Annotated in this window: 13 protein-coding genes; 8 read left to right on the top strand and 5 right to left on the bottom strand. The window is 43.4% G+C overall.

The genetic code is table 11. The features are described from left to right. Positions 1–117: 117 nt before the first annotated feature. From Q0135_RS10830 to Q0135_RS10805, 6 genes are all read left to right on the top strand, one after another. Complete coding sequence (locus Q0135_RS10830) at positions 118–594, top strand: hypothetical protein (protein ID WP_297990412.1); 477 nt, start codon at positions 118–120, stop codon at positions 592–594. A 34-nt stretch (positions 595–628) separates the two neighbouring features. Beyond that, positions 629–1,054 (top strand): hypothetical protein, encoded by a 426-nt coding sequence (locus Q0135_RS10825; RefSeq protein ID WP_297990411.1) that lies wholly within the window; start codon positions 629–631, stop codon positions 1,052–1,054. A 98-nt stretch (positions 1,055–1,152) separates the two neighbouring features. Further along, positions 1,153–1,770, top strand: a complete 618-nt coding sequence (locus Q0135_RS10820) for a hypothetical protein (RefSeq protein ID WP_297990410.1) — start codon at positions 1,153–1,155, stop codon at positions 1,768–1,770. A 19-nt stretch (positions 1,771–1,789) separates the two neighbouring features. Further along, entirely contained in the window at positions 1,790–2,011 is a 222-nt protein-coding gene (locus tag Q0135_RS10815) for a hypothetical protein (protein WP_297990409.1), read from the top strand. A 99-nt stretch (positions 2,012–2,110) separates the two neighbouring features. Then, on the top strand, positions 2,111–3,025 hold the full coding sequence (locus tag Q0135_RS10810; RefSeq protein WP_177387312.1) for a DUF3137 domain-containing protein: 915 nt from the start codon (positions 2,111–2,113) through the stop codon (positions 3,023–3,025). 108 nt (positions 3,026–3,133) lie between these two features. After that, positions 3,134–3,472, top strand: coding sequence for a response regulator (locus Q0135_RS10805; protein WP_297990407.1), 339 nt, complete (start codon positions 3,134–3,136; stop codon positions 3,470–3,472). A 113-nt stretch (positions 3,473–3,585) separates the two neighbouring features. Here Q0135_RS10805 and Q0135_RS10800 read toward each other — a convergent pair whose 3' ends face one another. The 4 genes from Q0135_RS10800 to Q0135_RS10785 all read right to left on the bottom strand — a co-directional run bounded on the left by Q0135_RS10800 (position 3,586) and on the right by Q0135_RS10785 (position 9,401). Beyond that, a complete protein-coding gene (locus Q0135_RS10800; protein WP_297990405.1) occupies positions 3,586–4,365 on the bottom strand; it encodes a hypothetical protein in 780 nt (259 codons plus the stop codon). Positions 4,366–4,529: 164 nt separating this feature from the next. Continuing rightward, positions 4,530–5,159, bottom strand: a complete 630-nt coding sequence (locus tag Q0135_RS10795) for a hypothetical protein (RefSeq protein WP_297990404.1) — start codon at positions 5,157–5,159, stop codon at positions 4,530–4,532. A gap of 38 nt (positions 5,160–5,197) precedes the next feature. After that, positions 5,198–7,570 (bottom strand): ribonucleoside-diphosphate reductase subunit alpha, encoded by a 2,373-nt coding sequence (locus tag Q0135_RS10790; RefSeq protein ID WP_297990402.1) that lies wholly within the window; start codon positions 7,568–7,570, stop codon positions 5,198–5,200. A gap of 382 nt (positions 7,571–7,952) precedes the next feature. Next, the gene (locus Q0135_RS10785) at positions 7,953–9,401 is read right to left on the bottom strand and encodes a DUF945 family protein (RefSeq protein WP_297990400.1); all 1,449 of its coding nucleotides are present in this window, start codon (positions 9,399–9,401) and stop codon (positions 7,953–7,955) included. Between the two features lie 138 nt (positions 9,402–9,539). On the opposite strand from Q0135_RS10785, the gene Q0135_RS10780 reads away from it, so the two are divergent. Next, positions 9,540–11,171 carry a CTP synthase gene (locus Q0135_RS10780; RefSeq protein WP_297990398.1) on the top strand — a complete coding sequence of 544 codons (1,632 nt, stop codon included), beginning with the start codon at positions 9,540–9,542 and terminating at the stop codon, positions 11,169–11,171. Next, positions 11,161–12,741: a single-stranded-DNA-specific exonuclease RecJ gene (recJ, locus tag Q0135_RS10775; RefSeq protein WP_297990396.1), complete on the top strand. Its 1,581-nt coding sequence runs from the start codon at positions 11,161–11,163 to the stop codon at positions 12,739–12,741. The genes Q0135_RS10780 and recJ overlap by 11 nt, the downstream gene beginning before the upstream one ends. A 469-nt stretch (positions 12,742–13,210) precedes the next feature. On the opposite strand, the gene Q0135_RS10770 is transcribed toward recJ, so the two are convergent. Beyond that, complete coding sequence (locus tag Q0135_RS10770; protein ID WP_297990394.1) at positions 13,211–13,540, bottom strand: cupin domain-containing protein; 330 nt, start codon at positions 13,538–13,540, stop codon at positions 13,211–13,213. Positions 13,541–13,582: the final 42 nt, after the last annotated feature.

Genomic DNA, 13,582 nt, shown 5'->3' with positions numbered 1-13,582 from the left:
AAAATTTTATAAAAATAAAGCGAAAGAAATTAAAATTTAAATGGAAAAAGTAGATAAGGATTTTAAAGCGAGCTTGTATAGTATCACGCAGCAAAAGGGCTTTGAAGGGTGGCGGCAATGATAAAAAGTATTATAGACCCAACTAATTTCGATATAGAATTTAGAAAAATAAGTAGAAATAAAAGAGGCGTAGCCAGATCAAGAATAGATTTTGAAAATATCGATGTCGAGGCTAAAATTAGATTAATTATGTTTCTAATTTCAAAAGCAAGCCACTTAGATAGCGTAGTTTATAAAATTCTTTTTTGGGAAAGAGATGAGAAAATAGAGGAGTATCTTCTTAAAAATATGAAGGGGCGATACACAAAAGCTAGACCCTATAAAAACGGCGCCAGAGCGGGCGTTATCTTTATAAAAGAAAAGATGCTTGATCCAAATTTTTTGAGGTCCATACTGCTGCGCCATTTTAATTTTGAGCTGGCAAAAGAGCCATCTTTGAATATCAGAGTTCAATTAGCCGCAAACAATAAAGAGAAATTTTCGATTTTATTTGATATATACGATGATCGAGGCTGCTATGTGTATTACTTTTAAAATTTTATAATGAAAATATTTGAGGAAGGAAGATATGGCAATTTGGCAATGTGAGTTTTTTATTCTGCCTAAAAGCGATGCCTACGATCTGCAATACGATCCGCAATATAGCGATATAAAGCTCTTTGAAGACGATAAGTATTGGAAAAAGGCAAAGATCAAAAAAGAGATATTTTTTGAAATTTCGCGCCTATTAAAGCCCGAAAAATCTTGGTCTAACGAAATGGATCTATATGGAAGCGAAAACGGCAATCGCTTAGAGGTATTTTTTGATGCTAATAATATAATAGAGTCCGTTACGTTTCGTATCGATTTTAGATCCGAGTATGAAGCGGTATTAAGGGGCATAATATCATTGTGTGAGAAAAACGGTTTTTGCATTATAGACGGCAATTTAAATAATTTAAAATTATCCTTTAATGCTATAAAAGAGGCAATCAACAAATCCAAAAACAAATAATTTTTTACAGAACTTGTTAAAAATAGTATAATAGGCGATAAAGACGGGTAGCCCATCATAGAAGCCGTAGACGATTTCAAATTTAAGGACGATTAAAAATGATTGTAAAATGTATAAAAGAAGATAGACAAGGGCATTTGGGATTAAACAGAACCTATTTTGTTCATGGTATCCAATATGAAGAGGGACAGGTTTATTATTGCATATTGCCACTTGAAGATGATAGAGATTGGTATCGATTTAATAGCAAATATTTTCAAGTAATCGATGAGACGATACCTACAAATTGGAAATTCGGAATGTATGGGAAATATTTTACCGCATCTTACGAAGAGCTTATAGCAGACGCAGATCATTATGAAAAGCTTTTTGATGGAGACCCAATAGAGAAGAAAATTTTTCAGAAGAGAAGAGCCGAGATGATCGATGACGTATATAATACCCATATCATCAAAGATTTTAACCGTTTCATATATGATCTAAGCCCTAATCTATCGGTGCAAATGAATATTGCAAATAAAGTACTGGATATAGAGATATCTGACGCAAACGCTGAGGCCAAACATCGCAAAATGAATATTTTAAAGGATGACGGATATAGCTGGTATTTGATAGAATCAGACGCGAGCACCTTTAAAGCCAACTTTACAAATGATTATTTAAGACCCGTATTAAAATATCTTAAATTGTGGCTAGGCAGAAAGAATTTTAGATAACCGGGTAGAAAGGTTTAATATGGCGAACGCGATCGATAAAAAAATTTTTATAAAAATTTTGAATGAAGATATCGATGTATGGCGCCCGGTAAAGGCTGTTCAAATCGCGCAATATATTTTTAAAATTACCGATACGACGAATTTTGAATCCGAACTGGATGAAATTTTAGAATTCAAATACGGCGATATTGTAAAATGCAGAGAAAAAGGCGGCGATTTATATGCTTTTGAGCTATTATGAAAAAACCCGCCTTATAAATAGCAACGCGCTTATCATATGGCTTGATTTAATCCCATTTTTCGCTATAATGAGCGTCAAATTTCACTCACGGGGATAGCGATGAGCCTTGTTTCTTACGAATTAAAAAAGCAAAAACTAGATGGAGCACGCAATGTGGCGCTTTGGAAGGCGCGCGGCGGTGTAGCAGTGGTAGTACTGGCGCTGTTTATTGCTATGCGCAAGGATTTCGGAGATTTCTCGTTCCTGTTTTTATTGGTACTGCTAGCTCTTGCTTATCCTGCTTACAAATACCTAGCCGTGCGTATTTCGCGTAAATTTGAAGCGCTCAGTGAAGAGGCTTTTAAAAACGAATTTTTGCTTTGGATCGCAAAGGAGCTGCGCCTTACCTTTCAGCCTTTCGGCGCGTTTTTACTCGATGAAATTTACAAAAATCCGCTCCGTAAAGAGGCAAATCTATGCACTTGCAAGCACGCTATAGTGGGCAAGACGCCCGAATTTGGCATAAAAATCGGCGACATCTGCCTAAGTCGCGATTTCGATAAAAACAGAGAAAATCGGGTATTTGAGCTGGATAAAATTCTGCATCTCAAAAAAAAGGATGATACGGCGATTTTCGACGGGCTTTTTGCAAAATTCGATTTTAGCGAGACTTTCGATAGCAAAATTTTAGTCGTACCGCGCGGAGAGTTTATCTTCGGCGCGTCGGATCTTAAGCTGCTTAAAGACAGCCCGCATCTAAGCGCGTCGTTTGACGTATATCTCAACAATCCCGCTGCTGCCGCATTTTTGCAAAACAAAAAAATTTTAGAAAACATGCAGACGATCACCGTAAATTTGTTCGGCAAAACTGAGCTTTATCTGGGTGAAAACAGCCTCGTAATCGGCGTTGAAAATAGCGAAATTTTCAAATCCGCGCCGAGCTCGCAAAGCGCAAAACTGCTCGAAAGCCTAAATAAAATGATCGAGATCGCTAAAATTTTTGCCTATCTCAAAAAGCTCGGGCAGGTGGAATAGAAACATTTCGATTTAAAATTTAAAGCTCAAAGCGCGATCGCGGCGAGCAGAATAAAATTTGCAATAACGGTGCGATAACGGACAAATTTAAAGAGGAGGGGCTGCATTATGGATATAAACGAAATACAAGCTCAAACTCGCAGTATGCGCGCCCTATATGTCGAGGACGATAATAAGGTAAGGCGGCAGACCGCGAAAATTTTAAAACTATTCTTTCATCAAGTTATCGACTGCGGTGATGCGCGAGAAGGTATCGAGAAATTTAAAGCAAGCAAAGTAGGTATTGTTTTTACCGATATCAATATGCCGGGCATTAACGGGCTTGAAATGATAGAGCGGATCAAGCAGATCGATCCTTTGGTAAAAACGGTCATCTTCTCAGCCCATGACGAGTCTAAATTTTTCACTAAAGCGATATCCATCGGCGTGGACGGGGCTATATTCTAAAGCCTTTTACGACCGAGGATCTAATTATGATTTATAAAAATAATAATTACGCTAGTAATTACTAGCGAATTTTACCCGTAATCATCAAATTTTATTGGGTTATATAAAAGATTTTAATCGTAAGGTATAATTTGGTTTCTTATTTGTTTAGATTTTATAAAGTTTGAATCTATCTCAAATCTTATAGCTTTATTATTTTCATCCAAAATAGTCGTTTGCAAATAATAAAATTTACCGATTGCGGAAAGCGCTTTTATGTTGTGAAGTATAATGGTTTTATTGTTATCATTTATCGAAATATAAGTGATAGCTTCAGTAGTAGCGGTTATATTTTCCTTTTGATCTTTATTACCATTGCCTTCTTTATGCTCATATTCAAGAGTTCCATTAGTAAAATTTATATTGTCTGTGTTATCTAAGTTGAAATTTTGACCTTCCATCGTCTTGAAAAAAATTTCGTCGTTAGGGAATTTTAAAATATGTTCTTGTAGTCGTAAATTATTACATCTGATGCTTGCTATATATGTATCTTTATCAAAATCATATCGTCTATTATAACGATCTATATAAAAAATATTTGTATTATTATCTTTAATACAAATTTGACTGGGTAGCGCTCCAAGTGCATCTTTATCAAGCACTATAAAATTATAATCAATATTGCCATAGTTCGAAATTTTTATAATTTCATCACTCATAAAAAACAAGGTAAATAAATTTATAATAATAAGTGAAGTGAATGCAAATCTGAAGAAAAAATATGTCATATTTAATAAAAATATAAGGATAAGAATAATAGATAAGGTTATTGGCAAGAGATATAATATAACTTCAGTAAAATTACTCGCTTCTAAACGAATAACTGATACGCAAAATATAAAAATAAAATCCAAGAGGAATAATAAGCCGCTGTATACTATATAAGGAATAATTTCAAAATTATGTTTACGGAAATGATAAATAACAAGAATGAATATTATCGGAGCTAGTATAAACAAATTCATATAGGCGTTCGGCTCAATTCCATGTGTAATCAATATCGCTATAATTACTAATACTATGATAGATAAACCAAATAGCCACCAAAAATAGGATTGGATTTTTTTATCTTATCTCTATATGCATAAATAAATATAATATGCAAAGTAGGTATTATGTAATAAATTATAAATAACACTATACCTATAATAAAAAATTCCCCAAAGATAGATATTACGTTAAAATTATCAAGTACTGGGAAGTAATTTAAACCTTTATTAAAAAGGAAATAACTACAAAATGGGATTGTACCTACTACAATAATTATTTGTAAATAGTACCCTTGAATAAACTCCTTAACTTTATTTAAAAAATTGCCAATATCTTTTAAATTTTTCTTATCATAATACTTTTTAAAAATTTTTTCAAAATCACTTTTTTTATCAAGCTTTTCATCTATAAGTTCCGAGCGTAAAATTACAAATTGATTATAAATTTTATCATCTATATTATATAGTTTAGATAAGGTTTCATCGAGATTATTATTTCTTAGCTCATTGAATATATTATTTTTTAAATAAAATAGACTCATCAAATTATTTTTTGATACGTTAAAATCATTGAATTTACCTTCAATGTCTTTTTTCAGTCTATCAAATTCGTTTTGAAATTCTTTTTTGTCTTTCAACAAATCATCAATATTTTTCATATGATATAGAAGCCCCTCTATAAAGCATGTTAGTGATTTTACTGACACCCTTCGCACTCGATTGAGCGATCGGCGACGTTGTTTAGCTTCTCGCTATCGGGGCTTTCGGAGCGTAGATAGTAGGTCGATTTTAGCCCCAGCTGCCATGCGAGCGTGTAAATTTCGCTCAGATAGCCGCCGCTTGCCTTATCTAGGCTCATGAAGATATTTAGGCTCTGGCCTTGATCGATCCATTTTTGGCGGATGGCGCCCGCTTTTACGAGCAAGCGCTGATCGAGCTCGTACGCAGGCACATACGCCTGCCACGTTTTCGGGCTTAAATTTGGCACGACGACCGGGATCATGCCGCTTAGATTGTGCTCGAACCATTTGCGCTTATACACCGGCTCGATCGTCTGCGTGGTGCCTACGAGTATGCTGATGCTCGATGTCGGCGCGATCGCCATCAGATAGCCGTTTCGCATGCCGTCGCGCTTTACTTTCTCGCGCAGTCCGTCCCAGTCGCAACTGCTCTGCTCAAAAAGCCCGCCGCGCTTAACGAGCGCTTTGGCATTTTCGTTCGCTAAATCGATCGGGAAAATTCCTTCGCTCCACTTCGAGCCCGCAAAATCAGGGTACCTACCCTTTTCTACGGCTAAATTTGAGCTTGCTTTGATCGCGTTAAAGCTCACGTTTTCCATTATCCTATCGATCAGCTCGAAGTGCTCGTAGCTGCCCCACTTCACGCCGCGCTCGGCCAGCATCTGCGCTTCGCCCATTACGCCGAGCCCTATCGCGCGGGTTTTTAGATTGGTGTGTTTGACCTTGGCGTGCGGGTAAAAATTTAGATCGATGACGTTATCGAGCATCCGCACGGCGATCGGCATCACGCGAGCTATCTCCTCGCGGCTATTGATTTTGCTTAAATTTACGCTTGCGAGGTTGCAAACCGCCGTCGCGCCCTCGCTGCAGCCCTTTTCTACGATAAAAATTTCTTTGCCGCCCAGCGTGTCTAGCGCGGTGATCTTTTTCGCCTTTTTTACGATGCCCGCGTCGGTTCTTACATCTTCGTTTTCCTCAAACAGCCTCTCGCTGCCGTCAGCGAAAACGACTTTGATTTTGTAGTGGTTCGGCGCCGTGTTTTGAAAGATCTCGGTGCATAAATTTGAGCTTCGAATCAGGCCTTGATGCGCGTTTGGATTGATTCGGTTGGCGTTATCTTTGAAGCATAAAAAGGGCATTCCGGTCTCAAAATAGCTCGTTAAAATTTTCTTCCAAAGCTCCTTTGCCAGGATGGTGGATTTTGAAATTTTATCATCGGCCTCGTACTGCTCGTAGCGCGCCTGAAATTCCGCGCCGTATAGATCGCTCAGATCGCTTACTTCGGCGGGATCAAAGAGCGTCCACTTGCCGCCGTTTTGAAGCCTTTTCATAAACAGATCGTTTATCCACAGCGCGGGGAAAATTTCATGCGCGCGGCGCCTCTCCTCGCCCGAGTTTTTGCGCAGATCGAGGAAGTCGCTCACGTCCATATGCCACGGCTCGATATACACGGCGATAGCACCCTTGCGCGTGCCCAGCTGATCGACGGCGACGGCGATGTCGTTCGTGATCTTTAAAAACGGGATGATACCGCCCGCGGCGTTTTTATGCCCGTCGATGCTGCCGCCCATCGCGCGCACCTTGCACCAGTCCCAGCCGATACCGCCGCCGAATTTGCTCAGAAGCGCCATCTCTTTGTAGCTATCGAAAATCCCCTCGATATTATCGGGCGTGCTTCCCACGTAGCAGCTGCTTAGCTGATGCCGCGTCGTGCGGGCGTTTGAGAGCGTAGGGGTCGCGAGCATGACTTCAAATTTAGATATGAGATCGTAAAATTTCTTCGCCCAACTCTGGCAATCAAGCTCGTTTTGCGCGAGGAACATTGCGATCGCCATAAACATCTGCTGCGGCAGCTCGATCGGCGCACCGCTTTTATCCTTGATGAGGTAGCGATCGTAAAGCGTTTTAATGCCTAGGTAGTTAAATTGCAAATCGCGCTGCGGCTGCAAGTAAGAATTTAGATCCTCTAGATCGTATTTTTCCTTTAAGCCGAGCATTATGCGACCCGCCGCCTCGCCGCGAGCAAAGTAATCTTTTAGGCTGTTGTAGCCGCTAAAGCCCGTTACTTTGTGATACAGATCGTATAAAAATAACCGCGCGGCGACGAAAGTCCAGTTCGGGCGGTCCACATCGATCTTTTCGACTGCGGTTTTGATGAGGGTTTGCTGGATCTCCTCCGTGGTGATCATATCGCGAAACTGGATCTTTGCGTCCACCTCAAGCTCGCTAAGGCTTACGTTTTCCAGCCCCTCCACTGCCTCGCTCGTGTATTTTTTGATCTTGCTTACGTCAAGTTCCTCGGTTCTGCCGTTGCGTTTGATTACTTTCATATCGTTCCTTGAAATTTAAAAATGCAAATTTAGCGTTAGTTTCCCAATATAAAATACGTCGTCAAAAGAGGCGGCGTAATAAATGCCGCTCATCTCCGCCGTCTTTTAAATTTACGCTAGCTGCGCTGCAAAATCGCGCATTATAGCCAAATTTGCTTAAGTCTATCTGTCGTTGTAAGTATGAGATTTTGGCTTGTAAGTTTTAAAATTTAGCAAGACATGCAGAAACGATGCGGTAAAATTCGAGCGAAATTTTATGGCGCCGCCACGGAATTTTGTAGGGGAAAATTTACGTGGAGTTTTGCGAAATTTTGCGCCGAAAAAGCAGGAAAACAAAAATCTTTGCGGGCAGGCTTAAAATCCGCCCGCAAAGCTTAAGAATTTAGTTGCGCGGTAGCGGGATAGGCTTTCCGTTTAAGATCATAGAGTTGCTTGCCTTATCGAAGCTAAACTCCATCTTAACTCCATCTCCGTCTGGCTTAAGAAACTGCGAGCCGTAAACTTCAGCCATCGGCGCAAAATCGCGCAGGCTTTCATAGGGCGATAGGAAGTCCGTGATGGTCGTATTTATCGTAGCTTTGCCGTTCAAGCTCATACGCTTAAAAAGCTGCGTCTCGTCGATGTAGCCGCCTACTAGCGCGCTTGCGTTAAAAGCAAATTTCTTGCCGAGGCTATTTTCAAACGAAAAATCATTCACGTTAATTTTCATATCATCTTTTAGCAGCTTCATAAAAAGCTCTTTATTTTCCGCTAATTTTTCGCCTTCTTGCGGATTTGAGATAATAGACAGATATTTTTCGAAAAGTGCGGCGCTAAAGCTGGTATCGACGCCTAAATGGATGTTTCGCACTAGCACATCGGCGATTTTTAGGCTTTGGGCTTTATCGCTTTCGTTGAAATTTAAAATTCCATCTTTTACGCGGTAGCTACCTTCCGTGCTCATATCCGTAACTACGACGAAGCGCTGTTTATCTACAGTTACGACGAGCTCTTTTGTGCTGCCTGCAAAATCTATGTCATTCAAAAAGAGCTTAGTTATATTATCGTCTAGATCTTGGATGCCATTTTTAAAGTTTGCCTCATAGATAAGATCCTTTATATCAAGACCCGAATCCTTGCCGTCGTCTATAAAAATTTCACCGATTTTAAAGCCCAAGGCTTTTATCGTTTTTCCGCTCATATCGCTCGTGCCGTTTAGGCTAAGACCTGCAAGACGTCCCATTCCGCCATCTTCGAGCACATTTATATCGGCTAGCTTTGCGCTAAATTTAACCTCTGTAGGTCCGTAGTTTAGATGCGTGCTAAGCGGCGCGTCAGTCTTAAACAGCTTCTTGCAAGGCTCCGCGTAATATGGAGTCTTAATCGTTAAAATTCCGTCGCTCTCAAATCCATCCGCAGCGTTTTTTACGCTATGCTTAATAGTGTAGTCGTAGCGAAAAGCAAAATCTTCCGGGAAAATTTTAGCAGGATCCGGCTCATCCGTATCGTTGCTATCTTGCGCGCCTGCTTTTTCCTTTAGCTTGCTAAAGCCTTCAGCAAGACTTTTTTGTAGTTTCTCTTTTTTTACTACGCCTTCGATAAAGCCGCTTGAGTTGCTATCTCCGGGATAAAATTTAGCGCTCTTAGTCTCGAAAATTTCGTTTCTGGCGATAAATTCCGCAATCTGCTGCTCAATCGCCGCGCTGGCACTCTTGCCGACCGCACCGTCAACCGTTTTGGTTATGCTATCGTTTACACTTTTAGCTACTCCCGTTTTGGCGTCCTTCGTCGCCACAAAAACGCCCGCTATAAGCGCTACGATGAGCACTAAAGCCGCGATGATCTTTTTCATCATCTCTCCTTTAAATTTAAAATTTATTTGGGTGCGTATTTTGCCGTAAATTTCTAAAATTTTCAAATTCTAGCTTAGTGTGCTTTAACCTAAAAGAAGTTATAATCGCGACATTAATATCAAAATTTAGGAAAACTTATGGCAAAACAAACGAAATATATTTTCGTCACCGGCGGAGTGCTGAGCTCGCTGGGTAAGGGCATTGCGGCGGCGTCGATCGCGACGCTTTTAAAGCATGCGGGGCAAAAGGTGCGCATCCTAAAGGCGGATCCCTATATCAACGTCGATCCCGGCACCATGAGCCCGCTGGAGCATGGAGAGGTTTTCGTCACCGACGACGGCGCGGAGACCGATCTGGATCTTGGGCATTATGAGCGGTTCTTGGATGAAAATTTAAGCCAAGATAACAACTTCACCACGGGCAAAGTTTATAGTTCCGTCATCGAGAAGGAGCGCAGGGGCGATTATCTGGGCAAGACGATCCAGGTGATCCCTCACATCGTAGGCGAGATCGTACGCCGCATAAAAAAGGCGGGCGAGGGCAACGACGTGCTGATCGTCGAGATTGGCGGCACCGTGGGCGACATCGAGGGGCTGCCGTTTTTAGAGGCGATCCGCGCGATGAGAGTGGAGCTGGGTAGGGTAAATACGATGAATATCCACCTCACGCTCGTGCCTTTTATAAAGGTAGCAGGCGAGCTCAAGACCAAGCCCACGCAGCACAGCGTAGGCGAGCTGCGCCGTATCGGCATCAGCCCCGATATGATAATCTGCCGCTCAGAAATGCCGCTAAATCGCGCGCTTAAAGATAAGATCGCGCTAAGCTGCGGCGTGGATAAAAACTGCGTCATCGAAAGCCCCGATAGCGCGAGCATCTATCAGATCCCGCTTGCGTTTTTGAAGCAGGATATTTTAACGCCGATAGCGGAGACTTTAAGCTTAAACAGGCTCGAAGTCGATATGAGCAACTGGGACAGCCTCGTTAAGCGCGTCATCGTGCCTACGAACGAAACCACGATCGCCTTCGTCGGCAAATATATCGATCTGAAAGAAAGCTACAAATCCCTCACCGAGGGGATCATCCACGCGGGCGCGACGCTTGATACGCGGATAAATTTAAAATGGATCGACAGCGAAAAAATTGAAGCAAGCAATGTGGATGAAATTTTCCGCGACGTAAACGGAATTTTGGTCGCAGGCGGCTTCGGTTCGCGCGGGGTAGAGGGTAAAATTTTAGCCATAAACTACGCGCGGGTGCGCAAGGTGCCGTTTTTGGGTATCTGCTTGGGGATGCAGCTTGCGATGGTGGAGTTCGCGCGCAATGTATTAAAACTGAAAAACGCTAACTCCTCGGAATTTGACCCGCAGACCGAAGATCCGGTGATCTATCTGATCGATAGCTTTATCGACGCAAGCGGCAAAAAGCAGATCCGCACGCACAAATCCCCTATGGGCGGCACTATGCGGCTGGGCGGCTATGACTGCGACGTCAAAAAAGGCTCGCTTTTGGGTAAAATTTACGGCGAGCAAAAGACCATCCGCGAGCGCCACCGCCACCGCTACGAAGCCAATCCGAAGTACCGCGCCGAGTTTGAAAAGCACGGGCTTATCGTCTGCGGCGAGAGCGACGGGCTTATCGAAGCGGTCGAGCTAAAAAATCATCCGTTTTTTCTGGGCGTGCAGTTTCACCCGGAATTTACCAGCCGTCTAGTGCGCCCAAATCCCGCTATTTTGGGCTTTATCGAAGCATCTATAAAAAATGCTAGGTAAAAATGAGATAAGGGAAATTTTAAAATCGAGATTTGCGGGCGATCGGCACAATAAAATTTCTGAAATTCCCTTACCTTGCGAGCTGAAGGATACCTATAAGGCGGCTTTGCGCATAAAAACTGCCATCGAAGAAAACCAGCGCATAGCCGTAGTCGGCGATTACGACGTCGACGGTATCGTAAGCACCGTCATAATGAGCGATTTTTTCAATCAAATAGGCGCGGAGTACGTTATCAAGATACCAAACCGCTTCACCGACGGATACGGGTTAAACAGCGAAATCATAGGCGAGCTTGAGGATGTAGATCTCATTATCACGGTAGATAACGGCACCTCCGCGACGGAAGCCGCCGAAATTTGCGCCCAAAAGGGGATCGATCTCATCATCACCGATCACCACATGCCCCCGCCCGTGCTGCCTAGAGCTTATGCGATAATCAATCCGAAGCAGCCCGATTGCACCTTCCCAAATATCGAAATTTGCGGCGCGCAGGTGGCCTGGTATCTCGTAGGCGCACTAAAAGAAACCCTCGGCGTAAACTATGATATGGCAAGCTCGATGGATATCCTCATCATCGCCATAATCGCCGATATGATGGAGCTGCGCGATATGAACCGCGCGCTTTTGCGCTTCGGCATCAAGCGGTTAAATAGCTCGAACCGCGCCTGCTTCAAGGCGATTAAGGAGCATTATTTTAAAAAACATTTCGAATTTGACGATATCAGCTACACGATCGCGCCGCTTATCAACTGCACGGGTCGGATGGACGATGCGACGATGTCGTATAACTTCCTATGCGCCAAAAATATCAGAGAGGCAAACCACTACCTAGAGACGATAAATTCCATCAACAACTCGCGCAAAGAGGAGGAGAAAAACCTCTACGACGAGATCGTAAAAAGCGTCGATCCGAGCGACAACGTCATCGTCGTGTGGGGCCCGCAGTGGCACGAAGGGATCATCGGTATCGTCGCAAGCCGTCTAAGCAAGACCTACAAAAAGCCCGCGATCGTCTTTAGCGTAAGCGACTCGCGCGCCAAAGGAAGCGCGCGCAGCATCGGTAAATTTGACATTTTAGAGCTGATCTCCTCGCAAAGCGAAATTTTAACGACCTTCGGCGGGCACAAGGGCGCTGCGGGCGTGGGGATCGATCCTGCGCTGCTGCAGGAGTTTAAGCGGCGCGTAAATGAGCGCATTACGCCCAAGGATCTGAGCGATTTTAGCGCGCAAGACGATCTGCTGGGCGAGCTGGACGCGTCGCAGATAGACTTCGAGCTGCTTGAAATTTTAGAATTTTACGAGCCCTACGGGCAGAAAAATCCGCGCCCGCTCTTTTGCATCAAAGGCGCGCGCGCGCGCAATATCAGGGAGATCGGCAAGGAGGGCAAGCATATCAAAATGGCGCTTGATAAAAACGGCGGCAGCGTCGAGGCGCTGTTTTTCAACTACGACTTTTTGCCGCGCGCCGGCGAGCGAGTGGACGCGATCTTTACGATTAGCAAAAACAACTTCCGCGGCACGATCACGCCCGAGCTCATCATCAAGGAGCTGACCCCGAGCGAGGCCTAAATTTTAAAATTTAGGCCGGCTTGGCGTGCATTTCGCGCCGGACACGGCCTTTAAATTTACGCTTAATCTATGAGCTAGGCGCGCATCGCGCACTTGGCGGGTTCGCCCTACTACAGCGTCCATCTGCTCTACTCGCCCGATATATATTGCACGCTAGGCGCGACTTAAAAATTTAATGCGCGAGCTATGGATTTGACTTGCGATGCGAGCTCAAGCGCGCGATTTCGGGCTCGGCACGGCGCGCAAACGCAGTGCGTTATTTTCAGCTCCCGCGCGGTTTGCAAATTCGGCGAAATTTTTGGGCGAGATAAAAGTAAAATTTAAACGTTTTGGAATTTTAAAATTTTGTGAGGGTGAGCGGGAGCAGTCAAAACAGGCAGAATAGCCCTGCAAATGGAATTTTGGATAAAATTTTATGAAGCGACGGGCGGGCTAAATTTTAAAATTTGACCCGCCCTAAACTCAGAGGTTAAAAAACCACCACTAAAAACCACTTAAACGGCACCGGCGCAAAGATCGCGTGCGGCAAGCCCGCAGGCATGACGATGCTTTGCCCCGCTTTTACGCGGTGCTTCTGCCCGTCGATCGTGAAATCGCCCTCTCCCTCAAGCACGTAAACGAACGCGTCGCCGTCGGATTTGTGCGAGCTGATCTCCTCGCCGCCGTCGAAGGCGAAAAGGGTCATATTCAGCGCAGGATTTTGCGCGAGGGTGCGCGAAATCACCTTATGAGGGGCCACTTCGACTAGCGAAGCAAGCTCTACGGCCTTAGCGGCGTCGATATTTTTGATGTGTTGCATAAGCTCTCCTTGAAATGAAATTTGATCGATTGTAGCTAAAAT

The organism is uncultured Campylobacter sp. (genome assembly GCF_937981295.1).
GTDB lineage: Bacteria > Campylobacterota > Campylobacteria > Campylobacterales > Campylobacteraceae > Campylobacter_B.
The sequence above is the reverse complement of the archived record's forward strand: the minus strand, read 5'-3'. Positions and strand labels throughout refer to the sequence as shown.